At 37.4% G+C, this 22251-nt stretch carries 18 protein-coding genes and 1 tRNA gene; 16 read left to right on the top strand and 3 right to left on the bottom strand.

Going from position 1 to position 22251, the window contains the following annotated elements; translation table 11 throughout:
* Window positions 1-21: 21 nt before the first annotated feature.
* Together BUC06_RS06080 and BUC06_RS06075 are read right to left on the bottom strand one after the other, a co-directional pair.
* Entirely contained in the window at window positions 22-669 is a 648-nt protein-coding gene (locus BUC06_RS06080) for an outer membrane lipoprotein periplasmic chaperone LolA1 (protein WP_073331158.1), read from the bottom strand.
* A gap of 64 nt (window positions 670-733) precedes the next feature.
* Window positions 734-3283: an FtsK/SpoIIIE family DNA translocase gene (locus tag BUC06_RS06075; RefSeq protein WP_073331156.1), complete on the bottom strand. Its 2550-nt coding sequence runs from the start codon at window positions 3281-3283 to the stop codon at window positions 734-736.
* A gap of 319 nt (window positions 3284-3602) precedes the next feature.
* On the opposite strand from BUC06_RS06075, the gene BUC06_RS06070 reads away from it, so the two are divergent.
* The 3 genes from BUC06_RS06070 to BUC06_RS06060 all read left to right on the top strand — a co-directional run bounded on the left by BUC06_RS06070 (window position 3603) and on the right by BUC06_RS06060 (window position 5289).
* Complete coding sequence (locus tag BUC06_RS06070; RefSeq protein ID WP_073331153.1) at window positions 3603-3812, top strand: cysteine hydrolase family protein; 210 nt, start codon at window positions 3603-3605, stop codon at window positions 3810-3812.
* Window positions 3813-4073: 261 nt separating this feature from the next.
* Entirely contained in the window at window positions 4074-4937 is an 864-nt protein-coding gene (locus BUC06_RS06065; protein WP_073331150.1) for an SPFH domain-containing protein, read from the top strand.
* A gap of 160 nt (window positions 4938-5097) precedes the next feature.
* Window positions 5098-5289, top strand: coding sequence for a type II toxin-antitoxin system antitoxin (locus tag BUC06_RS06060; protein ID WP_073331146.1), 192 nt, complete (start codon window positions 5098-5100; stop codon window positions 5287-5289).
* A gap of 141 nt (window positions 5290-5430) precedes the next feature.
* Here BUC06_RS06060 and BUC06_RS06055 read toward each other — a convergent pair whose 3' ends face one another.
* A complete protein-coding gene (locus tag BUC06_RS06055) occupies window positions 5431-5634 on the bottom strand; it encodes a hypothetical protein (RefSeq protein ID WP_073331143.1) in 204 nt (67 codons plus the stop codon).
* 134 nt (window positions 5635-5768) lie between these two features.
* Here BUC06_RS06055 and amaB point away from each other — a divergent pair, with 134 nt between their 5' ends.
* The 13 genes from amaB to BUC06_RS05990 all read left to right on the top strand — a co-directional run bounded on the left by amaB (window position 5769) and on the right by BUC06_RS05990 (window position 22230).
* Window positions 5769-7319, top strand: a complete 1551-nt coding sequence (gene amaB, locus BUC06_RS06050; RefSeq protein ID WP_073331140.1) for an L-piperidine-6-carboxylate dehydrogenase — start codon at window positions 5769-5771, stop codon at window positions 7317-7319.
* 105 nt (window positions 7320-7424) lie between these two features.
* Complete coding sequence (gene lat / locus BUC06_RS06045; protein ID WP_073331137.1) at window positions 7425-8750, top strand: L-lysine 6-transaminase; 1326 nt, start codon at window positions 7425-7427, stop codon at window positions 8748-8750.
* A gap of 63 nt (window positions 8751-8813) precedes the next feature.
* Window positions 8814-9044, top strand: a complete 231-nt coding sequence (locus BUC06_RS06040) for a DUF2007 domain-containing protein (RefSeq protein WP_073331134.1) — start codon at window positions 8814-8816, stop codon at window positions 9042-9044.
* 303 nt (window positions 9045-9347) lie between these two features.
* Window positions 9348-9860 carry a GNAT family N-acetyltransferase gene (locus tag BUC06_RS06035; RefSeq protein WP_073331131.1) on the top strand — a complete coding sequence of 171 codons (513 nt, stop codon included), beginning with the start codon at window positions 9348-9350 and terminating at the stop codon, window positions 9858-9860.
* Window positions 9861-9976: 116 nt separating this feature from the next.
* Window positions 9977-10432 (top strand): transcriptional regulator, encoded by a 456-nt coding sequence (locus BUC06_RS06030; protein WP_073331126.1) that lies wholly within the window; start codon window positions 9977-9979, stop codon window positions 10430-10432.
* Window position 10433: 1 nt separating this feature from the next.
* Window positions 10434-11621 carry an efflux RND transporter periplasmic adaptor subunit gene (locus tag BUC06_RS06025; RefSeq protein WP_073331123.1) on the top strand — a complete coding sequence of 396 codons (1188 nt, stop codon included), beginning with the start codon at window positions 10434-10436 and terminating at the stop codon, window positions 11619-11621.
* 1 nt (window position 11622) lies between these two features.
* A complete protein-coding gene (locus BUC06_RS06020; RefSeq protein WP_073331120.1) occupies window positions 11623-14769 on the top strand; it encodes an efflux RND transporter permease subunit in 3147 nt (1048 codons plus the stop codon).
* A gap of 90 nt (window positions 14770-14859) precedes the next feature.
* Window positions 14860-16275 (top strand): efflux transporter outer membrane subunit, encoded by a 1416-nt coding sequence (locus tag BUC06_RS06015; protein WP_073331117.1) that lies wholly within the window; start codon window positions 14860-14862, stop codon window positions 16273-16275.
* A gap of 171 nt (window positions 16276-16446) precedes the next feature.
* Window positions 16447-16950 (top strand): GNAT family N-acetyltransferase, encoded by a 504-nt coding sequence (locus BUC06_RS06010; RefSeq protein WP_073331114.1) that lies wholly within the window; start codon window positions 16447-16449, stop codon window positions 16948-16950.
* Window positions 16947-17426: a MarR family winged helix-turn-helix transcriptional regulator gene (locus BUC06_RS06005; RefSeq protein ID WP_073331111.1), complete on the top strand. Its 480-nt coding sequence runs from the start codon at window positions 16947-16949 to the stop codon at window positions 17424-17426. Before BUC06_RS06010 ends, BUC06_RS06005 begins: the two co-directional genes overlap by 4 nt.
* A 170-nt stretch (window positions 17427-17596) precedes the next feature.
* Window positions 17597-17670, top strand: a tRNA-Ala gene (locus tag BUC06_RS06000).
* Window positions 17671-18116: 446 nt separating this feature from the next.
* Window positions 18117-18641: a hypothetical protein gene (locus tag BUC06_RS05995; RefSeq protein WP_073331108.1), complete on the top strand. Its 525-nt coding sequence runs from the start codon at window positions 18117-18119 to the stop codon at window positions 18639-18641.
* A gap of 532 nt (window positions 18642-19173) precedes the next feature.
* Window positions 19174-22230 (top strand): M60 family metallopeptidase, encoded by a 3057-nt coding sequence (locus tag BUC06_RS05990; protein WP_073331105.1) that lies wholly within the window; start codon window positions 19174-19176, stop codon window positions 22228-22230.
* Window positions 22231-22251 lie beyond the last annotated feature (21 nt).

The raw sequence follows: 22251 nt of genomic DNA, 5'->3' as shown, positions 1-22251 counted from the left end.
AATTTTTAATACTTTTTATTTTTAAAGTTCAGTGATGATGTAATTTTTAAACTTATTCTTGTCAAAAACAAACATATTAGGGTCCAGAGTCTGGTTTTCCTTATATTCTTTAATAGCAATTACGGCTACGTCTTTATTGTTTCCGTGTTGTTCAAGTTTTACAATCTGTTTTTTCACAGAATCTACAAAAATGTAAACATACTGTATCCCATTGGATTTTACTGGCGTCAGTTTAATGAAGTCAGCATTCACACCATTGACGTTCTTTTTACCGTTATACGTTACATTATAATCATTTCTGTAGGTCGTAAGATAATTGATAGGGGAGAACATGCTGCTGCTTCCATTAGGCTTGGCAACCGTTACCTCCATATCATCTGCATTGATATTGTAGATTTTGTTCCCGTCAAAAATCTGTTCTGTATCCATGATTTTCAACTTATACTTATCACCTGCAGAATAATAAATTCCTGGTTCTGTCTTGTTCACCTGTCCGTTCAGTCCTGTTCCAAAAGAAAACTTGAAGTAAGAGTTCTTTTTAGAATTGTAGTTGGCGGTGATGTCATCCAGAATCTTTTTAGCTTTCGCATCGATTTTCTGTGCCTGAACAAATCCTACAGTTCCTACCACTAAACTTCCGACTATAACTTTTGAAATAATATTTCTCATTTTTCTATTTAATAAACTTTAAACATTCTAATGCTAAGGTCAGCTTATCAAAGCATTTTTCCCTTTAACTACGCAAATCTTCCAAAAACTGTTCCAAAGAATGAAGATCACTGATAATGACTTCTCTTGCTTTGGCTCCGTTAAACCCACCTACAATACCTGTTGCTTCAAGCTGATCCATAATTCTTCCTGCTCTGTTATAGCCTAATTTAAGCTGTCGCTGTAACATGGAAGTAGATCCCTGTTGCGTAGAGACAATAATTCTTGCGGCTTCCTCAAACAGGGCATCCTTTTCGTTGGGATCAAAGGCACCTACGGTACTGGTAGAATCTTCAGAAACAAATTCAGGAAGTAAAAATGCTGATGAATATCCTTTCTGCTCTCCGATGTACTCTGCCAGTCTTTCCACTTCCGGAGTATCTACGAAAGCACACTGAAGTCTTAAAATTTCGTTTCCGTTGAAATAAAGCATATCTCCCTTACCAATCAATTGATCTGCACCCGGAGAATCCAGAATCGTTCTTGAATCCACACTTGAGATTACCCTGAAGGCTGCTCTTGCAGGGAAGTTAGCTTTGATCATCCCTGTAATTACGTTGACAGAAGGTCTCTGCGTAGCAACAATCAGGTGGATTCCTACCGCTCTTGCAAGCTGAGCAAGTCTGGCAATTGGTAGTTCAACCTCTTTTCCTGCGGTCATGATAAGGTCAGCAAATTCGTCTACAACCAAAACAATATACGGTAGAAAACGGTGTCCGTTCTCAGGATTTAATTTTCGCTCTGTAAACTTTTTGTTGTATTCTTTTAAGTTCTTGCAGAATGCATTTTTAAGCAGATCATATCTTGTGTCCATCTCGATACAAAGAGAGTTCAGTGTATTGATTACTTTATTCGTATCTGTAATGATGGCTTCTTCAGCATCCGGAAGTTTGGCCAGATAATGTCTTTCAATTTTTGAATAGAGCGAAAGTTCCACCTTCTTTGGATCCACCATCACGAATTTCAGTTCGCTTGGATGTTTTTTGTAAAGGAGGGAAGTAAGAATGGCATTGATCCCTACTGATTTACCCTGTCCTGTAGCACCTGCCATCAATAAGTGGGGCATTTTGGCAAGGTCAGCCATAAAGACCTCGTTGGAAATCGTTTTTCCGAAAACTACCGGAAGATCCATATCCGTATTCTGGAATTTGTGTGAAGCAATCACAGAACGCATCGAAACCATCGTAGGATTTTTTCTCGGAACTTCAATTCCGATGGTTCCTTTTCCTGGCATTGGAGCAATGATTCTGATTCCTAACGCAGAAAGATTCAGAGCAATATCATCCTGAAGTTTTTTAATGGCAGATACTCTGATTCCTGCTTCCGGAACAATTTCATATAAAGTAACGGTAGGTCCGATCGTTGCTTTGATCTCAGAAATACCCACATTGAAGTTCTTTAAAAGTCCTACAATTTTATTTTTATTTTCTTCTAATTCTTCCTGGTTGATAGAGATTTCTTCGTTCCCGTAATCTTTCAGCAATTCTACCGTCGGCATCTGGAAACCTGCCAGATCAAGTTTATGGTCATACAATCCATGCTTTTCTACAAGTTCCTGTGATTTTCTGTCTGATTCGTCCAGTACATCAATAACAGGGGCTACTTCTACATTGAATTTGATGTTGTCCTGAGGTGGTTTAGAAACAGGTGGAACCGGATTGATAGCCGGACTTACAGGTGTCATATCAAAAGCCTGTTCAGGTGTTGAAGTGGGAACAGCTGGTTTTGTATTCAGATTTAAGCTGATGGGTTTTTCCTCTCCTTCAAAAGAAGTATGATTGGGCGTTACGATCGTTGCTATATCCGTAGTAGGCTGAACTTCAGGAAATCCTTTAGGAATATTTACCGGAGTTTGTTCTTTTACTTTTGTTTTATTATTCGGGACATCTGTAACGGTCACGTTTGGTGCTGATGTCTCAACTTCCTCTTCAAGTTCTTCATCTGCCTCAAAGTTTTCCTCTGAACTCGGCATCATCGATTTAACCTTACCGATTGTATTGTCATTAATCTTACCCAGTTTAGCTTTAATAGAGCTTGGACGAAGATTGAATTCCAGAATGAAATACAAAAGAATACTCGCCGCCAATACCATCCAAAGACCAACCGAACCAATAATGGCATTAAGATAATCCATAATCTGGTATCCGTAAACACCTCCCAAAACACCCTGTCCCTTAGTGACAGCCCCCATGAAAATAGGAAGCCAACAGATAAAAAACAAAGAATGGCCTATGGTTTTCCATGGTTTAAATGTTCTTTTTTTTAGGATAAGGGTTCCCACAACCAGAAATAAGAAAGCAATAATAAATGAAGCAATCCCTATACTTTCGAATATAAAAATATTCCCCAGCCAGTCACCGACCTTTCCAAATATATTGGAGGATTTGATCGTCTTGTCGGTCATGGTTCCTGCCTGGCTCTGGTCTGCTTTCCAGTTCATCAAATAAGAGACGAACGAAAATGCCAGAACAACAGAAAAAAGGATGAAGGTAAGCCCGAAAAATATACGTGGCTTAGATAATATTTTGCCTTTATCAGGCGATTCCGTCTGTTTTGTCTGTGTTTTTTTATCCATAATATCAATGTGGGCAAATTTAATGTTTTTTCAACATTAATAGAATCTTTTTTTCTTCAAAAGATAGCGTAATTTAGGTTTATTTTTTAAAATTACACAGGGTTTTTCCGATATTTTTTTGATTAAAATCTAATACGACAGGTGTTTTTTGAACCAGTTCAAATGTCAGTTATGAGAGCGCCACTAATTTTGTTCCAGAAAGCTTAAAAACGAAAAAAAATATGAAAAATCTGTTCAAAAGTATTCTGGTTTTATGCCTGACTATAACTTTACTGGTAACAATTAATGCGCAGCAAAAAAGAAACATGGAAAGCACAGTATGATGACAGACGTTTGCTTGAATTCTACCACCAGAGCAGCCTTTGATTTCGGATTTAAAAATACCATTATCGGAGATCCGACGGCAAAAAGAGACAGAATAATGAACGTGCAGATGGTAAAAGCAGCAGATATACAGAGATCTTTTCTGGTGGGAATATCTGCGTTGGGAAATTCATACACAGCGATTATGAATACTGCGGATTTCTGAAAGAAAATAATTTAGTAATTGTAGCAGTGAATACCCTTCAATTTACATAGACGGCTAAGTGATCTCAACCTAAATTCCCCTTCCACGAAAGGGTGGATTTTTGTAAAGCAAAAAGACGGGGTAGTTAAAAACGTTATAAATTTCATCACAGAATTCTTTCAATTCTATACCTCGAATCTCATACAAAAAAAACTCACCAAAATTCAAAACTTATTCATATCTTTATGATATCATAATAATATCAAATTAAAAATTGCAATCATGGAAAAAGTTTTAAAGCCTATGTCGGGCTATCTTGCATTAGTATTCTGTCTGGTTCTGTTTATCGGAGCTGTTTATTTTTTTATTTCCGGAGTTGAGCAGAGCATCACGTTGGTGATTATTGCGATGCTTTGCTTTCTGTTGTTCTGCTTCTTTCTGAAGGGACTGATGATTATTCAACCCAATCATTCAAGGGTACTGAACTTCTTCGGGAAATATGTAGGAACAGTAAAAGATAACGGATTGTTTTTTATCAATCCTCTGTATTCATCACAGAAAATGTCATTACGTTCAGAAAACCTTCAGGGACAGACGTTGAAAGTAAACGACAAAATGGGGAATCCTATTGAAATCGCGGTAGTAATGGTATGGAAAGTAGGAGATACTTATAAAGCGGCTTTTGATGTTGAACGTTATTCAGACTTTGTAAGAATGCAGAGTGAAGCAGCGGTCCGTCATTTGGCGATGAGTTTTCCTTACGATAACTTAGAAGATGATCATGCTCCGATTACTTTAAGAGAAGGAGGGGATAAGATCAATTCTATTTTAGAGCAGGAGCTTACCGACCGACTTTCAAAGGCTGGAATTGTGATTCAGGAAGCGAGAATTTCTCATCTGGCGTATGCCTCAGAAATTGCAGGAGCGATGCTTCAGAGACAACAGGCAACAGCCATTGTAGCGGCAAGAACGAAAATCGTGGAAGGGGCCGTTGGAATGGTAGACCTTGCATTGAAAAAACTTTCAGCAGAAAATATTGTTGAGCTTGATGACGAAAGAAAAGCAGCTATGGTAAGCAATTTAATGGTCGTGCTTTGCGGTGAAAAAGCAGCGCAGCCCATTTTGAATGCAGGAACTCTTTACTAAAATCAAGAGTATACAGTAAAGATCAAAAATGAATACGTAGATTTCATACCCAACTCAGCCGAGTGAAGTGCTTTTGCGAATGGGTATAAGTTGATTGAAACGAAATCTTTGCGTCTTTTGCGTTATTAAAAAGTAGTATTAAACTGGCAAAGAGAAAAGAATGAAACCGGAAAAAACTTCAAAACCCTCCGAAAACAAAGGCAGGAAATCCTTTGTCATCAGGATCGATGAATCTACCTACAAGCAGGTCGAGAAGTGGGCCAATGACGAGTTCAGGAGCGTCAACGGACAGATCGAGTATCTGTTGCATCAAAGCCTGGTCAATTCGGGGAGAAAAAAGAAAGAAGAATAAGGATAAAATAGCATTGTAAAGCTGAAAATTTTAAATGGTCTTTACCCCCAATTCATAGCGAACCATAGCCGTTCCAATAAGTTCCTAAAAAAGAAAAGCAGAGAAAATATCTCTGCTTTTCTTTATCAATAGATCCAATATTTATTCAAATAAGGTGGTAAAGTAATTACTGATGATGGTCCAGAAATTTTTACCGAGAAAATACATAAGAGTAGAGGTAATTATTCCTTTTACGGTGAAGAATATGATTCCACCAATACCAAACTTCTTAACCAGGCTTTTCCATTTGGAAGGCTTCTTTTCTTCTGCTGTATGATTATCCTCTATGGTATTATTATTTTCCATTCCTGAAATTCAAAAGATTACAAGACAAAGATAAGCATGTTTATAATTAGTCCAAATAAAAAGCGTCTTAAAAATTAAAATTTTGAGGTTCGCATAATATTTCTATCTTTAGAGGAAACGAAAAGTAACATTTTATGTCTAAAAAAGTAAAGGATTTCGGAATCGAAAAAACACTCAAAAACCTTGGTATCAAAGAAGAAAATAAGGGGACTTCAGTGGGCGGAAAATATTTTGCTTCAGGGAAAACAATAGAGAGTTTTTCTCCCGTAGATGGCAGACTCATCGCTAAAGTTAAGACTTCCGGAGAAAGTGATTATGACAAGGTAATAGAGACGGCTCAGAAGGCGTTTCAGGAGTTTAGATCTATCCCTGCTCCTAAAAGAGGTGAGATCGTTAGGCAGTTAGGCCAAAAATTAAGAACATATAAAGACGACCTTGGAAAACTGGTTTCTTATGAAATGGGTAAATCCCTTCAGGAAGGTCTGGGAGAAGTTCAGGAAATGATTGATATCTGCGATTTCGCAGTAGGAGTTTCAAGACAGCTTCACGGCTACACCATGCATTCAGAAAGACCTGGTCACAGAATGTATGAGCAGTACCATCCGCTTGGGGTTGTTGGTATTATTACCGCGTTCAACTTCCCGGTTGCCGTATGGGCATGGAATACAGCTTTAGCATGGATTTGCGGAAACGTTACGATCTGGAAGCCATCAGAAAAAACACCATTATGTGCTATCGCATGTCAGAACATTATGGCTGAAGTCGTGAAGGAAAACAATCTTCCTGAAGGTATTTCAAGCGTATTGGTTGCTGACCATGAGATCGGGCAGAAATTGGTTGATGATAAAAGAGTTTCATTAGTATCTTTCACAGGTTCTACAAGAGTAGGAAGAATGGTTTCTTCTAAAGTAGCAGAAAGATTCGGAAAATCTATCCTTGAATTAGGAGGAAACAACGCAATTATCATCTCTAAAGACGCAGATATAGACATGTCCATCATTGGAGCTGTTTTCGGAGCTGTAGGTACGGCAGGACAGAGATGTACTTCTACAAGAAGGCTGATCATCCATGAAAGCGTTTACAACGAAGTAAAAACAAGATTGGTAAAAGCTTACGGACAGTTGAAAATAGGAAATCCACTAGACGAAAATAACCACGTAGGACCACTTATCGATGTAGATGCCGTGAATCAGTATGAAATGGCTATCAAGAAATGTAAGAAAGAAGGTGGAAAATTTGCTGTTGAAGGTGGTGTTTTAAGTGGAAAAGAATACGAATCAGGATGTTATGTTAAGCCATGCATCGCAGAGGTTAAAAACTCTTATGAGATCGTTCAGCACGAAACTTTCGCGCCGATCCTGTATCTGATCAAATATAAAACATTGGAAGAGGCTATTGCGATCCAGAATGATGTTCCTCAGGGATTGTCATCTGCGATCATGACCCAGAATCTTAGAGAAGCAGAATTATTCCTATCTCATGCAGGTTCAGACTGTGGTATTGCGAACGTAAACATCGGAACTTCAGGTGCTGAAATCGGAGGTGCTTTCGGGGGTGAAAAAGAAACAGGAGGCGGAAGAGAATCCGGTTCAGATGTTTGGAAATACTATATGAGAAGACAAACCAATACAATAAATTATACAGCTCAGCTTCCTTTGGCACAAGGAATTAAATTCGACCTGTAGAAATTCTAACTTAAATCATTTACCGATTTAAAAATTTAAAAATTAATAACCCGGAATGTTTAAATCTTTTTAAGCATTCAATTTTTAAATCAAACACAGTTAATTATGGAACAAACAATTGATATAAAAGCAAATAAAGTAAAAGAAACAGTAGGAAGACACGTTTTGGCAGACGGCTTTGATTTTGTGATGGATATTGAAAGATCCCACGGCTCATGGCTTTATGACAAACTTACAGACAAAGAATATCTGGATATGTTCTCGATGTTCGCATCAGCTTCTGTAGGCTACAACCATCCTTATCTTGTAGAAAGATCAGAATGGCTGGGAAGAATGGCGGTGAACAAGCCAACTTTGGCAGACGTGTATTCAGAGGAATATGCTCACTTTCTTGAAGTTTTTGAAAGGGTAGTTATTCCTGAAGAACTGCAGTATGCTTTCTTTATTGAAGGTGGAAGTTTAGGGGTAGAAAATGCAATGAAGGCGTGCTTCGACTGGAAAACGCGTAAGAATTTTGAAAAAGGACTTCAGACGGAAGCCGGAATCTGTATCCATTTCAGACAGGCATTCCACGGAAGAAGTGGCTATACATTAAGCTTAACCAATACTTCTGACCCAAGAAAATATCAGTATTTCCCGATGTTTGACTGGCCTAGAATATTAAATCCTAAATTATCTTTCCCAATCACGGAAGAGAATTTGGAAGAAACCATTAAGAACGAAAGATTGGCCCTTCTTCAGATCGAAGAAGCCATTTTAATGAACCCGAATAAAGTAGCATGTATCATCATTGAGCCTATCCAGGCTGAAGGTGGTGACAATCACTTTAGAGACGAGTTTTTAATGGAATTGAGAAAACTGTGTGATTTGAATGAAATCTTACTGATCTTTGATGAAGTGCAGACAGGTATTGCCATTACAGGGAAAATGTGGGCGTTCCAGCATTTTACAGCAAAGCCGGATATTATTTCTTTTGGAAAAAAAGCTCAGGTTTGTGGGGTTTTAGCCAATAAAGAAAAATTTGATCAGATCCCGAACAACGTGTTCAGAGAAAGCTCAAGAATCAATTCTACGTTCGGAGGAAACTTTATCGACATGCTTCGTTTCCAGTTGGTGATGGAAGTCATCGAAAAAGAAAATCTGGTTGAAAATGCAAAAGTGGTTGGTGAATATCTTTTGGACAGATTAAAAGAACTGGCTCAAAAATATCCTGAAAAAATTTCAAATGCAAGAGGACGAGGTCTGATGTGTGCTATAGATTTGCCCTCAGCAGAAGACAGAAACCACTTGATGAGCGAGCTTTTCAAAGACGGATTGATCATTCTTCCGTGTGGAGATCAGTCTCTTCGTTTCAGACCCCATCTGAATGTTACTCAGGAAGAAATTCAGTTGGCGTTAGATAAAATTGAGAACAATCTTAATAAAATTTAAAACCAAAGATTTGTAATTTTAAAAAAAACATTGTACATTTAGATACTCAAACGATATAGAAATATGGAAAGAAGTACGAGAGTATCGGTTTTTGAAAGTGATAAGCCTTCAGAAATCCAGTTAATAAAGTCTAAATTGGATGATGCACAAATTACAAACAGCGTCGAAAACAGTTATCTTACCTTTACGACAACGCCTACCGCCACGTCGTTAAAAATCATGGTAGATCTGAAAGACGAGAAGAATGCATTCCAGGTAATAGATGCTTATCTTCAGCAAAGTGAAAATCAATAAAACAATTTCATAATTTTAAATTTTACTACTTCGAACCGAAAATTAATTTTAATTAGTTTTCGGTTTTTTGATTCAAATAATAAGCATTCAAAGAGTTAAAAGTTAAATGATTTAAAGATAGAACGATTGGGAATTTTGGAGATATCAGTTTTGAAATTTTTAGCAATCAATTTTAATCAATAGAGATAGGGGGTCGTTTTCCTTTTGAGATCAGACTACCAGATTGGGATTTAACCAAAAATTAAAAACACGGCTATTTACATTTCCGAATCTATTTATCTTTTAATTAAAAATCCTACAATAATGAATTTAGAAACAAAGCTGAGAAAAGCTGAGATGGAAGACAGAAATGAGATTTGGGACATTATTCAACAGTCCATTGAAAGAAGAAAACAGGATGGAAGTACGCAATGGCAGAATGGCTATCCTAATATGGGGACGGTAGAAAGCGACATTGCAAAAGGTTTCGGCTATGTTCTTACAATAGACGGAGAAATTGCCGTTTATGCAGCCCTGATATTAAATGACGAGCCTGCTTACAGTACGATTGAAGGAGCCTGGCTAAGTGACGGCGAATTCTTAGTGGTCCATAGAGTTGCCGTTGATGCGAAATTTGCAGGAAGGGGAATGGTGAAAAAATTGTTTGACCATATTGAAGAGGTTACAAAATCACACGGAATACAAAGTATAAAAGTAGATACCAATTATGATAATATGGCCATGCTGAAAATCCTTGAAAGCAAAGGATATTCCTATTGTGGGGAAGTTCTTCTGGCAGATGGAATGAGGAAGGCGTATGAGAAGATTATAATTTAAGTAAAAGGTTAAATCAACTTTCATTGAATTTTTAAAAGAGTCTGTATTTATAAACTCTATCATGTTTGTTCGTTTAGTTCTGAACTAATTTCTACTTTTGTTAAAATTTTTATATTATGCACCAAAGTATAGAAGTTGATGAAAAAATTTTTCAAGATGCTGTAAAATTTTATGGCACTGTTTTCAACCTACCCCCTTTAGCCTCAAAGATTTATTCCTACCTTCTCTTCGATTATGAGAAAGTAGGAATCACTTTTGACGAATTTGTCGAGGTGCTTTCTGCAAGCAAAAGCTCTGTTTCTACCAGTATTTCATTACTGCTGAATGCAGAGCTGATCATCGATCATAATAAAATGGATGAGCGAAAACGGTATTTTTTTATCAATGATGAATACAAGAAGATAAGATTTGAAAAAATTGTTCAGAAAATGGAGGACGAGCTCAAACTGCTGGATGACCTGAACAACTTTAAAAAAAATCATGACAATCAATACAACGAACGAATAGAAGCTTACAAAGCACTCTTATATAAAAATATAGAAAATATTCAGGAATCTCTTAATAAACTTTAAAATGAATAATAAGCTAGTTATACTTTCTATTGCAGCGTTTTCACTGACAGCCTGCAAAAAAGAAGCTCCAAAACAGGATGGCGCAAAACCATATCCTGTCATCAACGTGGAGGCAAAAAGTATCGTAGGTTATCAGACATTTCCAGCTACCATACAAGGAAGAGTCAACAATGATGTACGTGCGAAAATACAGGGATATATCACTCAGGTTTTAGTAGATGAAGGGCAATATGTGACTAAAGGACAACCTTTATTCCGTCTTGAAACCAATATTCTTACTGAAAATGCAGCAGCAGCAAAAGCAGGAATCGGTGCCGCTGAATCAACGATTGCAGCTTCGCAGGCAGCGGTAAATGCCGCGCAGGTGGAAGTCAATAAGCTAAAGCCTTTGGTGGCTAAAAATATCATCAGCGATGTTCAGTTGCAGACTGCACAGGCAAATTTATCCCAGGCTAAAGCTCAGTTGCAGCAGTCAATTGCTGCAAAACAGCAAGCTTCTGCAAACTATAAAGGAGTAGCCGCAAACATTGAATATTCTATTATTCGTGCGCCTATTTCCGGAGTGATTGGGAAGCTTCCTTTAAAAGTGGGGAGTTTGGTGGGACCAACAGATCAGACGGCGCTGACTACGATTTCAGATACTTCTGAATTGTTTGCCTATTTTTCTATGAATGAAAAAGAATACTTTGATTTTCTTGAAAAATCTCCGGGAGCTACCATGTCTGAGAAGATCAAAAATCTTCCGATGGTTGAGCTACAATTGGCCAATGGAAGTATTTATTCTGAAAAAGGAAGAATTGAAGCCATTACAGGACAGATTGATGTGACAACAGGTACCATTCAGTTCAGAGTTGCTTTCACGAATCCACAGAAATTGTTAAGCAACGGGAACAGCGGATCTATCAGACTTCCAAAAACGTATGATAACGTATTGGTAATTCCTGAAAGCGCAACTTACGAGCAACAAGGTATTGTGTATGCTTATAAAGTTGATAAAGGTGATACTGCAAGAAATGTTGTAATTAATGTGATCGACAGAATTGACAATATGGCTTTAATAAAATCCGGAGTTAATAAAGGTGAAATGATCGTTGCTGCTGGAATCGGAGGTTTAAAACCGGGAACTGCCGTAAAGCCTAAACCTGTAAAAATGGATAGCCTTGTACAATCTATAAAACCGAAATTCTAAAATGATTAAAAATTTTATAAACCGACCGGTTTTATCCACCGTAATCTCAATTTTGATTGTGATTCTCGGTGTTTTGGGATTAATTTCCCTGCCAGTCACACAGTATCCCGATATTGCTCCTCCCACCGTAAGCGTTTCAGCAAACTATACCGGAGCCAATGCGGAAACTGTTATGAAAAGTGTGGTAGTCCCTTTGGAAGAACAGATCAATGGGGTGGAAGGAATGGACTACATTACTTCCAGTGCAGGAAATGATGGTTCGGCACAGATTCAGGTCTTCTTTAAACAAGGGATTGATCCGGATATTGCTGCGGTAAACGTACAAAACCGTGTTACAAGAGCAACACCGTTACTTCCTAGTGAGGTAACCCGTTCAGGAGTTGTTACCCAGAAACAGCAGACGAGTGCCCTGATGTATATGTCTTTCTATTCTGAAAATAAGGATTTAGATGATGTGTACCTTCAAAACTTCCTGAATATCAACGTTATTCCAAACCTGAAAAGGATTAATGGAGTAGGTGATGCCAACGTTTTCGGGGGTAAAAACTATTCCATGAGAGTTTGGCTGGATCCTTCTAAAATGGCAGCTTACGGATTAACTCCGGATGATGTTACCGCTGCGATCAATGAGCAGAGTAGAGAAGCGGCTGCTGGTTCTATAGGACAAAACAGTGGAAGTTCTTTTGAATATATCATTAAATATGTCGGAAAATTCAACGAAAAAGATCAGTATGACAATATTATCATTAAAGCGCTTCCTGACGGACAGAACTTAATGCTGAAAGATGTGGCTAAAGTTGAATTGGCAGGACAGTCTTATACAGGAGTTGGGGAAAACGGAAACAACCCTTCCATCAGTATGGGGATCTTCCAGACTCCGGGTTCCAATGCTCAGGATATTATTAAAAATATCAAATCGTACCTTAAATCAGCGGAAGGAAGTTTTCCTGAAGGTGTAAAATATACGTTTAACTTTGATACCAACGAATTCCTTGATGCATCCATCGAAAAGGTAGTTCATACCTTGATTGAAGCTTTTATCCTGGTATTTATTGTGGTGTATATCTTCTTACAGGATTTCAGATCCACGTTGATTCCGGCGATTGCGGTTCCGGTATCTATTGTAGGAGCATTCTTCTTCCTGAATTTATTTGGATATTCATTAAACCTTCTTACTCTATTTGCATTAGTTCTTGCGATCGGTATTGTGGTGGATGACGCGATTGTCGTCGTCGAGGCCGTTCATGCGAAAATGGAACACGGTATTTCCGATGCAAAAAAAGCGACGGTAGAAGCAATGGACGAGATTACAGGAGCTATTATCTCCATTACCCTGGTGATGGCAGCGGTATTCGTTCCCGTAACCTTTATTACAGGTCCAACAGGGGTTTTCTACCAGCAGTTTGGGATTACGCTGATTATTGCGATTATCATTTCTGCGATTAATGCCTTAACGTTGAGTCCGGTTTTATGTTCATTATTCCTGAAACCTCACGATGCTCATCATGCAGGATATAAAAACTTAAACTTTTTACAGAAGTTTTTCTATAAATTTAATATTGCTTTCAAAACGACTACAGATCGTTACGGAAGAGGATTTGTGTTCTTATTAAGACATAAATGGGTTACTTTGATCATTTTTGCCGTGACGGGAGGAATTTTATTCTGGGCGAGTTCAACCATGAAAAAAGGTTTCGTTCCTACGGAAGACAGAGGAATTATCTTTACAGATGTGCAGCTTCCTCCGGGCGCTTCAATGGAAAGAACGTATAACGTTTTGAAAACACTTCAGGCGAACGCAATGAAGGTTCCTGGTGTACAAAACGTTACCATTTCTACCGGTAGAGGTTTCTTATCAGGAAACGGAAGTAATAATGGTCTTGCTTTTATTAAGTTAAAACCATTTGACGAAAGGAAAAAAGACAATCAGACTTCTGAAGATATTACTAAAAAACTATTCGGGATCTCAGGAAAAGTTCCGGATGCAAAAGTCGTATTCTTCCAACCGCCGAGTGTACCAGGTTTTGGTAACAGTGCAGGTTTTGAAATGGTATTACTGGACAAGTCAGGTGGTGATTATGCTGATCTTGATGATAAAACCAACGAGTTCATCGGGAAACTGATGCAGAGACCTGAAATTGAATTTGCCCAGTCATCATTTAACACAAAATATCCTCAGTACCAGATGGACATCAATGTTCCTTTGGCTAAACAGATGGGAGTTTCTGTTAGTACGATTCTTAGTACGATGCAGGGATACATCGGGGGAGTTTATACGGCCGACTTTACGAAATACGGAAAACAGTTCAGAGTAATGGTTCAGGCGCTTCCTGAAAACAGACAGAACATCAATAATTTAAATGAATTGTATGTAAGAACCGCATCCGGAGTAATGTCGCCGATCTCTCAGTTTGTAACGCTTAAAAAAGCATACGGTCCGCAATCAGTAAGTAGATATAACCTGTTTACTTCCGTAAAGATTACAGGAGCCAACTCTGCAGGATTCAGTTCAGGGGATGCAATTACGGCAGTTCAGGACGTAGCGAAAGAAACTTTAAATCAAAATTACGATGTTGAGTTTACGGGGTTAACAAGAGAAGAATTAAATTCAGGATCTCAAACTCTTTTGATCTTTGGATTAAGTTTAATTTTCGTTTACTTCATTCTTTCTGCACAGTATGAAAGTTATATTCTTCCTTTGGTGGTGGTTATTTCTCTTCCTCTTGGGGTAATGGGAGCCTATTTTGGACAAAAAATAATGGGCTTGGAAAACAACATTTATTTCCAGATTGCCTTGATTATGTTGGTTGGATTGCTCGCGAAAAATGCCATTTTGATTATCGAATTTGCGGTCCAGAGAAGGCATCATGGGGAAACCATTGTCATGTCTGCCATCAATGCGGCAAAAGCCAGATTGAGACCGATCCTGATGACCTCATTTGCTTTCATCTTCGGTTTATTACCATTGGTTCTGGCAAGCGGAATTGGCGCGGTAGGTAACAGATCTATTGCTACAGGTGCCGCGATTGGATTATTAATAGGGACAATTTTAGGACTTTTCGTAATTCCTGTTTTGTATGTAATTTTCCAGACTTTACAAGAAAAAGTGAAACCGCTTAAAAAAGAAGAAATCAATTTAGCAGAATAAAATTAAAGTTCAAGAAATTAGAAGTTAGAATTTAGAGATGAGTCTAAAACTAACTTCTAACTTCTAAACTCTAACTTCTAATTAACAAAAATGAAGAGTTTATTAAACATTATAAAAGGAATAACTTTTTCAGTCGCAATTCTTGCTGCCGTTTCATCATGTATGGCCAGAAAAGAATATGAAAGGCCGAAAAATGTTGTAGATGAAAAGCTTTTCCGCACAGATATGCTTCCTGCAGACAGTGCTAATATCGCGAATATTTCCTGGAAAGAAATTTTCACAGATCCGATACTTCAGGGACATATTTCAAAAGCTTTAGAAAATAATTTAGATATAAGAATTGCCTTACAGAGTATTACTTCTGCAGAAGCTTACTTAAAGCAGAGTAAAGCGGCGTATGAACCCACATTAACTGTAGGACCTGGATATACTTTCCAGACCCAGTCTTTAAATACCCAAACCGGGCGACTATTCGGTGATAGAAGATACATCAATCAGCTTGATATTACAGCAAGCCTTGGTTGGGAAGCTGATATCTGGGGTAAATTAAAAGCTCAGGAAAAAGCTCAGCTTGCTACTTATTTAGGAACGGTTGCAGCCCATAAAGCCGTTAAAAGTGATTTGATCGCATCGGTCGCTTCTTCGTACTATCAGTTGTTAACATATGATTCCCAGAAAAAGATCATTACGGAAACCATTGCTGTTCGTGAGAAAAATTTAGAAACAACCAGAGCATTAAAGATATCAGGAACTGTGACAGAAGTTGCCGTTCAGCAAAGTGAAGCATTGGTTTTCAATGCAAAATCTTTATTGATTGATATTGATACACAGATCCAGTTATTGGAAAACACCATGAGTTTACTGATGGGAGAGCCTTCTCACGCTATTGAAAGATCTACACTGGAAACGCAAAAAATACCCATCGATCTGAAATTGGGATATCCGGCTCAATTGCTGGCCAACCGTCCGGATGTGATGAGAGCAGAGTATAATCTGATGAATGCTTTTGAATTGACCAATGCTGCAAAAGCTCAGTTTTATCCTACTTTAAAGATTACGGGAAGTGGAGGGATCCAGTCTCTCGATATCCACCACTTATTCAGTGTGAATTCCTTATTTGCAAGTGTTGTGGGAGGTTTGGCTCAACCTATTTTAAATAAAAGAGCCATCAGAACGAACTACGACGTAAGTTTAGCGAATCAGGAAACTGCGTATTTAAACTTCAGAAAAACAGTTCTTACAGCTGGAAAAGAGGTTTCTGATGCGATAAGAGTGTTCTCTGTTCAGGATTCTTTTATAGAATTGAAAGAAAAGGAATTGGAAGCTTACAAAAAATCGGTTGACTATTCTCAGGAACTTGTCAATTATGGGATGGCCAACTACCTTGAAGTATTGAATGCAAGTGTAAATTCATTGAACGCTGAATTGAATATCTCCAATGCAGAATACAGTAAAATGAAAGCTGCTGTAGACCTTTATCAGGCTCTTGGCGGTGGATGGAAATAATAATTTTCAATCTATATCATAAAAACGTATGTCAACAATGACATGCGTTTTTTTATTTGAGTGAGGTGTCATTTTACAAAAGAATAATAATGTTAAAATAGAACAAAAAACATATTTCACTTGTATATATGTAGCAGACTACGTAGTTTTGTACTGTTAATTTTAAACCAAATGAAGATAAATATCCAGCAGCTAGACAATAGTTATTCTGATGAGTTGATTGATCTGATCCTAACCATCCAGCAGAAAGAATTTAATGTTCCGATTACGGTAGAAGATCAGCCGGACCTTAAACAGATTGAAAGTTTTTACAGGGAACCTGGTGGAAATTTTTGGGGCGCTTTTATTGAAGGGGAATTGGTAGGTTCAATAGCATTGGTTAAATTTGATGAAAGGGCAGGAGCGGTAAGAAAAATGTTTGTCAAAAAAGAGTTTAGAGGAAAGGAACTGAATATTGCGCAGGAATTGCTGGGCGTTTTAGTTTCATTCTGTCGTGAAAATGGAATACATTCCATCTATTTAGGGACTGTTACTATACTTAAAGCAGCCATGCGTTTTTATGAACGGAATCATTTCGTAGAGGTTGAAAAAGAAAACCTTCCGACTCGTTTTCCCTTGATGAATGCCGATAATGTTTTTTATTCTTTACATTTAAAAGAAAACCAAACTGTATGAACATCATAGATGAATCAGGGATTCTGGCCATATCTACGAGGTTGCAACGTCTCAGTGAGCAACTCCGGAAAGATGGTGCTTTGATCTATAAATCTTTTGATATTGATTTTGAGCCGAAATATTTTCCGGTGATTTTTACCCTGCATCATAAAAAAATGTTGAGTGTTGTAGAGATCGCCAACGAAATAGGATACACTCATCCATCAACCATAAGTCTGCTTAAAGAGTTGGAAAAGCAAAAGCTCATTCAGTCTAAAAAGGATAAATACGATGAACGAAGAAGACTTATCGTATTGTCTCCAAAGGGGATTGAGCTCATAGAGAAAATGAAACCTGTTTGGGATCTGGTGTCAAAAGTATTGGGTGATATCGGCGACAATAAGAATAATCTTCTGGCGGCGATCAATGAAGCAGAGGAGAAGATGGCAGAGCAGTCTTTTTATCAGCGGGCACTCCAGTTAAAAAAAGAAATGTAAACCTGCTGATTGTGAGATGCTTGTTCACTATTGTATTCGGAATTTTTTAAAGAACTCAGTTGAAATACTGAACAGCAAAGGAAATTCTACTGTAAATTATTAGAAAAAAGAGGATAAAATATTTGGATATGTAGTTTAAATACCTATTTTTGTACCGCTTTAAGAAAGTAGGGGGATTGGCGCAGTTGGCTAGCGCGTTTGACTGGCAGTCAAAAGGTCACGGGTTCGAATCCCGTATTCTCCACTGAGCAGACGTTAAAAACATTGTCAAAAATGCTTAAAAAGCTTATTAATCCTGCAATTATATAAAATTGCAGGATTTTTATTTTAAAGATGGTCGTCATTTTCTTGCAATTTCTTCCTAATCAAAATTAGATGTATAATATTTTTCGTTTTCTTGTAGTTGCAGAAAAAAACTGAAGAATTTTAAGATGATGAATTGAATTCGGGTTTGTTTTTCCCACAAAAAAAGCCTCACAATCTGTTTTATTTATCCCATTTTGGAGATTTATATTAGTGTATAGCTTTATTATGGGTTGTTAATTTGATGATTTTTAGTGTTTTGCGATTAGAGGCTTTATTGGGGGCTTGTTTTTTTAAAAAATTTCAGCTTTATTCCTTAATTTGTATACTTGATAATAATTTGCTGATTATTTTGGATAAACACAACTAATTTTAAAAACAAAGGCCATGAAAAATTATTATTTTCACTTATGTACTACGAAAGCTTTGAAAATTAATAACTCCGGTGCTTTAGAGATGGTAACGGTTTTAGATAATGGAAGAATTGGGATAGGTACTTCAACTCCTAATACTTCTTCTATTTTGGATATTACATCTACATCAGCTGGGATTTTGATGCCACGTATGACTTCTGTTCAGATGAATGCTACTGCAACACCTGCTGCCGGTCTTCAGGTATATAATACTAATGAGAACTGTACATTTTTGTATAATGGAAGTAACTGGAGAAGTTTGTGTGCAAAAACTTTTCAGCAGAATGCAGGAGGACCGATACAGGTCACTATTGGAAATTCAGTTGACCTTAGCCAGACCATTAGTTTGGCTGGAACGCAGAATGTAACAGTACACGTAAGTTTTAATTCAAATGCAATTAATGCTAATGCAGAAGGAACATATCAGATACTTATAAACGGTACTTCGGCAGCAGGGAGTATGAGATATTCCACTCAAAATGCAGGAGACTATCTATAAAGGTATAGAAAGTATTGGAAACTGGACAACTACATTCTTTTTATCTATTAATATTCATTATTTTAATCTAAAGAATTCCTCGGGGCTCTGTCTCGGGATTAAAGAGGAAAAGTTTGAAAAACGGATATTTTTTCAAAAAATAAAAAGATGAAGCTTTGATTTATGGATGATCATATTTTGAAAAGGCATAATAAAACTTTACTTCTTTACCGTATTATTTTTCCTATGAAATAAAGGAATTAGGTTATTAGCGAAGAAGTTTGAACAGGCTTGCAAGAAATATGTATTGAATTGTCTCAGCGCTATGAAATTCATTTCTTAGAAATTGTTTACGAATGTTACCATGTTCATTTTCGTTTTCTTGAGGTTGTGGGATCAGCTCACGAAAAGTAAAAAAAACATGTTAAGGATAAAATCTATCAACCTTAATAAATTTTTTAGATAAAAAGTTAAATCTTATGTTGTAAAAATAATGTCCAGATAAAAGTTATAGCTCTTTTAAAAACTCTTTTTATATATAAAATAACATCACATGAAAAAATTACTATTGTATTTCTTTATTTTATGGGGATCGCTTGTATTTTCACAGCTTTATCAGGTTCCTATCTATTCAGTTTCATCTCTGCAGCCGGGGCAGCCGGGGAGTGAAGTTGCAAAGTTGCTCGACGGTGATAATACCACGATTTATCATTCGAAATGGTCACAGAATGGTATTCCGGATGAGCTTAAATTTTATTTTACCTCAAATGTCACCAGCATTAAAAAACTGATTTACACTCCCAGACAATCCGGGACAAACGGTATGTGGACCAATATAAGTATTTCCTACAGTACACAGGGGGCTCCGAATACTTTCATCTCGGTAAGCAATAATTTAATTTGGGCATCCAATGCTCAGGATAAAGAAGTTGTTTTTCCAACAGCTATCCTGAACCCTTACGCGATTAAAATTTCAGTAAACGCTGGTATTGGAAACTATTCGAGCGGAGCGGAGATAAAATTCTTTTCTGAAACACAACCTGCGATTACTGACGGTACAGACTGTACCATCAATACATCAGAATTAAGTATAAATGGCGCCAACGATGTGAAGGCTGCGATCATCCCTTCAGGAACAACCGCATCATCTTACCAGTCGGGAGAAAATATCGATAAATCTTATGATAATAATGTAAATACGCTGTATCACTCTTCATACAGCAATACTACTTTTCCGGTGGTGTTAAATTACAGATTAAACGGGTCCACTCCTATTGATTATCTGAAATATACACCTAGACCCAGCGGGGACAATGGCCGGTTCGGAAGCGTGAACATCAGTTACAATACTAGTGCAAACAGTACGTTTGTTAACCTGATGTCATTTGATTTTCAACATTCTTCTTATCCTGTGAATGTCTACTTTCCAAACCAGATAACTCCTTTAAATGTAAGAATTACCGTAAACAATGGCCAGGGAAATTTTGCTAGTTGTGCCGAAATGGGCTTTTATACAGCAGGCTCTTCAGGAGCTGTAAATCCTTATAATAATATTTTTGCCAACACACTTTACTCAGCATTAAAGCCTTCTGTTAGTCAGGCGGATATTGATGGGATGGCATCGCCGTTCTATAAAGGGCTGGCACAGTGCCTGTTCAATGGAACTTATGTAAATAAATACAGGGTTCAGGATTATAAGGTTTACCCGCCTATTTCTGTTACCACAGGTAATTTAAAGGTGGGAAGCGGTTACGACAGTTTTGAAAACCCTACAGGTATTGTCTTTGCACAGGCAGATAAAGTGGCCTTGTTTGCGCAGAATATCCCTCCCGGTGCCAGCATCTCGTTGCAGGTAAAGGATTTTTCTACCGTTCTTGGCGGTACTACCTCCTATTATGAACTTCATAATGGTTTGAATGTATTTCAGCTGACCAACAGTGGTTTAGGATACATCAGTTATTATAATGCCAATGAAGCTTTGCCTGATGTTAAAATCAATATTGTTTCCGGTAAGGTCAATGGACTATATCATTATCAGACCTCTACGCAAAGTGACTGGCAGGCCAATCTTACAAATTCAGCATATCATATGATTGACGTTGTGGGACAGCATTCTCATTTGGTTTACAAAAAAAGTATGCTGAAAAATTATGCTACTTTTAATCCCGCAGAGCTTGTTTCAAAATATGACCTTATTGTAAAAAATGAATGGCTTTTGATGGGGCTGTATAAATATAATTTAGTTCCCAAAAACCGTATGTTCAGCTATAGTAATAATGGCGGAGGCTGGTATGCTGGCGGACTAGGTATAAATATGGATTCTGACTGGGGCGAAGAGACTCTGGCTGATGTCAATCAATTGTCTTTATGGGGAATTGCACATGAATTCGGGCATATCAATCAGATAAGACCGGACCTTAAATGGATTGGCACTACAGAGGTTACTAATAATATGCACAGTACATGGGTAGATTATCATATGAATCCACAAAATGATGGAATGTCCCGGCTGGAAAGAGAATCTGTAGAACCGACAACAGGAATGGCGAGCATTGAAGGAGGAAGAATAAACGGAGCCATTTTGAATACAGCCGTCAATCAGGAAGCTCTACAAGGGAATAGCAATACAGATGTTTTTAAAGTGCTGGTACCTTTCTGGCAGCTTGAGCTGTATTATCAGCTGGCGGGAGCTTCAAGAAATGCCCCGGTTCTTTCCCTTAATTATCCAACTAACTATACAGGAGTAGATTATGCACACTGGTTTGGGACGGTTGCAAACGTGGCAAGAAGTTATAATGCTTCTGGGATTTCAAATGGTGAACTGCTTCTGAATTTTGTGAAAAATACCTGCGATGCGGTACAAGAAGACTTAACCGGATTCTTTATTAAAACCGGATTTTTAAAACCTATAAACAAATCTATTGATGATTACGGTATCGGGCAGCTTACCATTACACAAGCTCAAATCGATGCTACCATTGCATCCATACAAGCTCAAAACTATCAGACACCTGTTTCGCCTGTAATACATTATATTTCATCCCGAAGTATTAAAGCTTTCAGTAACAAGCTTCCGCTTAGCGGACAAACAGGTCAGGGAGTTAATTTAAGCAATAATTATCTTACTGTACAGCACAGTGTTTGGAAAAATGCAGTTGCCTATGAAACATTCAATGCCAATAATCAATTGATTTATGTATCTGTTATGGGAACGGGTGATACTAGCAATCAAACAACCAAAGTATACTATCCTTCTAACGCTACAGCTGTTTATGCAGTGGGGTATGATGGACGGAAAATTTTGGTGTATCCAGTTTCAACACTTTCTGTAGCCGAAGTGAAAAATAGTAATTCAGAATTGATTGTCTATCCTAATCCTGTGGAGCAAAATGGATCAATTCATATTAAATTGAAAAATGCATCAGGAAATTACAATATCAATATTTTGGGGACAGATGGAAAAATAATTTTCAGTTCAAAAGGAAATCTTGATGCTATTGAAAAGGAGATAAATACGGAGATTCTTAAATATCCTTCAGGAATTTATTTACTTTCTTTGAAAGATGCAAAAGGTAAGACCTTTAAAACCGTTAAGGTTATTAAAAGATAATTTTAAATATTTTGCAATACA

Origin of the sequence: Chryseobacterium carnipullorum (assembly GCF_900142785.1) — a bacterium.
Taxonomy (GTDB): domain Bacteria; phylum Bacteroidota; class Bacteroidia; order Flavobacteriales; family Weeksellaceae; genus Chryseobacterium; species Chryseobacterium carnipullorum.
Note: the sequence above shows the minus strand (reverse complement) of the source record. Positions and strands in the feature narration are given on the sequence as shown.

Coding starts and splice junctions, on each gene's coding strand:
- BUC06_RS06015 (WP_073331117.1), top strand. CDS start 14,860: ATGAAGAGTTTATTAAACATTATAAAAGGAATAACTTTTTCAGTCGCA.
- BUC06_RS05990 (WP_073331105.1), top strand. CDS start 19,174: ATGAAAAAATTACTATTGTATTTCTTTATTTTATGGGGATCGCTTGTA.
- BUC06_RS06010 (WP_073331114.1), top strand. CDS start 16,447: ATGAAGATAAATATCCAGCAGCTAGACAATAGTTATTCTGATGAGTTG.
- BUC06_RS06005 (WP_073331111.1), top strand. CDS start 16,947: ATGAACATCATAGATGAATCAGGGATTCTGGCCATATCTACGAGGTTG.
- BUC06_RS06055 (WP_073331143.1), bottom strand. CDS start 5,634: ATGGAAAATAATAATACCATAGAGGATAATCATACAGCAGAAGAAAAG.
- BUC06_RS06060 (WP_073331146.1), top strand. CDS start 5,098: ATGAAACCGGAAAAAACTTCAAAACCCTCCGAAAACAAAGGCAGGAAA.
- BUC06_RS06035 (WP_073331131.1), top strand. CDS start 9,348: ATGAATTTAGAAACAAAGCTGAGAAAAGCTGAGATGGAAGACAGAAAT.
- BUC06_RS06040 (WP_073331134.1), top strand. CDS start 8,814: ATGGAAAGAAGTACGAGAGTATCGGTTTTTGAAAGTGATAAGCCTTCA.
- amaB (WP_073331140.1), top strand. CDS start 5,769: ATGTCTAAAAAAGTAAAGGATTTCGGAATCGAAAAAACACTCAAAAAC.
- lat (WP_073331137.1), top strand. CDS start 7,425: ATGGAACAAACAATTGATATAAAAGCAAATAAAGTAAAAGAAACAGTA.
- BUC06_RS06075 (WP_073331156.1), bottom strand. CDS start 3,283: ATGGATAAAAAAACACAGACAAAACAGACGGAATCGCCTGATAAAGGC.
- BUC06_RS05995 (WP_073331108.1), top strand. CDS start 18,117: ATGAAAAATTATTATTTTCACTTATGTACTACGAAAGCTTTGAAAATT.
- BUC06_RS06025 (WP_073331123.1), top strand. CDS start 10,434: ATGAATAATAAGCTAGTTATACTTTCTATTGCAGCGTTTTCACTGACA.
- BUC06_RS06070 (WP_073331153.1), top strand. CDS start 3,603: ATGATGACAGACGTTTGCTTGAATTCTACCACCAGAGCAGCCTTTGAT.
- BUC06_RS06020 (WP_073331120.1), top strand. CDS start 11,623: ATGATTAAAAATTTTATAAACCGACCGGTTTTATCCACCGTAATCTCA.
- BUC06_RS06030 (WP_073331126.1), top strand. CDS start 9,977: ATGCACCAAAGTATAGAAGTTGATGAAAAAATTTTTCAAGATGCTGTA.
- BUC06_RS06065 (WP_073331150.1), top strand. CDS start 4,074: ATGGAAAAAGTTTTAAAGCCTATGTCGGGCTATCTTGCATTAGTATTC.
- BUC06_RS06080 (WP_073331158.1), bottom strand. CDS start 669: ATGAGAAATATTATTTCAAAAGTTATAGTCGGAAGTTTAGTGGTAGGA.